This is a genomic window from Rhizobium pantanalense (assembly GCF_030182525.1).
Taxonomy (GTDB): domain Bacteria; phylum Pseudomonadota; class Alphaproteobacteria; order Rhizobiales; family Rhizobiaceae; genus Rhizobium.
Genome location: NZ_JAQJCH010000033.1, coordinates 1 through 2,215 on the forward strand (window position 1 = coordinate 1; position 2,215 = coordinate 2,215).

Annotated in this window: 1 protein-coding gene and 1 pseudogene; both read right to left on the reverse strand. The window is 53.7% G+C overall.

Annotation, left to right across the window (positions count from 1 at the left end; all coding sequences use genetic code 11):
- The coding region (locus PH558_RS33960; RefSeq protein WP_285208555.1) for a glycosyltransferase at positions 1–1,907 on the reverse strand (1,907 nt) is incomplete at its 3' end.
- Positions 1,889–2,215 (reverse strand): annotated as a pseudogene (locus PH558_RS33965) (hemolysin D); the annotation flags it as partial. The pseudogene PH558_RS33965 and the gene PH558_RS33960, both read right to left, overlap by 19 nt.

Genomic DNA, 2,215 nt, shown 5'->3' on the forward strand with positions numbered 1-2,215 from the left:
TCTCCCGTATAGAGCTTTACAATCATTTGGTCTCGGATAGCGCCCTCGAGCTCAAAATGAAGGTGGAGATAGTAGGCTTGCCGATCGCCGCCTCGGCTCACGCTCCTGCGCCGCTGAGTAACCTGCTTCAGTTCGGCTTCAAAGGGTGTAAAGCCCCGAAGGTGCAGCAAGACGGATTTTGACTCGAAGCGTGAATCCGCCGCAACCGCGACAACGGCCTTGTCGAGTGCCAAACTGACTAGCCGGCCGGGGATGTCATCCACCGAGGCCGGTTCGTCCAATTTGAACGCGTGAAACAATCGTTGCGGTTTCTCGAAACAAATGAGAGAGGCGATGACCAAAACGACGATGTTGATGCCGGCCCAGAAAGCCGCGATCGGCGAGAATTGCGCCTGGATCTGTGCTGTCTCTGGGACAATATCGACGAGTAGCCCAACCGCCGTGATCGTGATCAAGGTTGCGATCCAGGCAAACGTATATTTGTCGAATTGATTTGCCTGGTTGCCACTGCCTTTCGGGGTCACCCTGAAGGGCTTGCCGAACGGTCTGATCAAGCTTGACACCACCGTGGGCAGCATGCGGAAAGTTGCAAACGTTCCAACAGCACTTGAGATAATGGGCAGATATCGTGTTGGCGTGATCCAAAGCATTAAAAGGAAATAGGCGGCCAGTAACGGTGCCTGGTATGAGACGTAATCAGCGATATCAGTGAAATAAAGCGGCAAAAATCCGAACCAGAGATAGGCGATCGGAATGACCAGGATCATCAGACGAACCAGATATTGGACTATCCATGAAACTGGTAGGAACATGATCCGCTGAAACAAAGACAGTCCTGGGCCGCGCAACGGGCCATTGTGCAAGTAAAGCGTCTGAATGCCACCCTGGCACCAGCGTTCTCGCTGAACGAAATAGCCCGTCAGATTTTCAGCGGCGAGCCCCATCGATAGCCGCTCGTTCAGATAGCGCGTCTTGTAGCCTTTGTTGAGCATCGAAAGCGTGGTCAGCAAATCCTCGGTAATGGACTCCGTCGGGAAACCGCCGATCGCGTCGATCGCCTTGCGCCGAGCGATCGAGCATGAACCACAACAGAAACTGACATCCCATCCGTCGCGGCTGGGCGCGATCTCGTCAAAAAACAGACGCTGCTCGTCCGGCCATATGTTCTCCAACCCCAGGTTCGTCTGGACCGGATCCGCATTGAAAAAGTGCTGTGGTGTCTGGACGATACCGATGCTTTCGTCGGAAAAGAAGGGCAGGGTGCGACGAAGAAAATGCCGATAAGGTACGAAATCGGCATCAAAGACGGCAACGAATTCACCTGAGCTGACTTGCAGACCGTTATTCATGTTGCCGGCTTTGGCGTGAGCATTGTTGCTGCGCGTAACATGAATAGCGTTCTTGTCTTCGCAAAAGGCTTTTAGCCAGTCGCGGCGCTGGTCGTCGAGGACATAAACCTTCAGCTTTTCTGCTGGGTAATCGAGTGAGAGTGCGCCGACAATTGTTCGCTCCAGGACATCGAGCGGCTCGTTGTAGGTAGGTATGAAGACATCGACCGTCGGCAGTTTGCGCTCGTCACGCGAAAAAAAGATCTTACCAAGTTCGTCCGTCTCAAGGCTCCGGTCGATGTAACGGCTCATGAGGATGAGGAACAGCACAACATCGGAAAATGCCAGCAGCTCGACGATGAAGACGAGCCAGACCCAATAGAAGTTGGTCCCGTCGTAGGGATAGGGAAGAACGGTTTGCGTGAACCGCCAAATCATGTAGCGCAATGCGACGGCCGCGACGAACCCGCAGGTGACTGTCCTCGCCCAGCTATGATGGCGTGGCCAATTGAATGGCCCCAGGAGAAAGAAGGCCACCACGAGAAAGGTTGGAGCAAGCGCTAGAAGATACTGAACCACAGGTTCCTGATCCAATTCGAAAAACCAAATCCGTGCCTTGGAAAACGGACCTGGACCGAACGTCCCACTTGGCAGAAATTTTTGAAGTCGCTGTTCATGAAGGAGGGTTCGAGACGAACCCTGATGCGGGCATTGCGTTGCGATGTAACCGGTAGACTGGCCGCAAATGAATCGGTTTCCGTAGCTGCCGAGCTGCCTTTCACGGAAACGACTGAACCTTTGAAAACATCGCTGCGACCAAGCAGCCGAACCTGTGCGGCCAGTCCGGGATAGATTTCGTCATAATCGACTTCGGGAACAAGGATGTC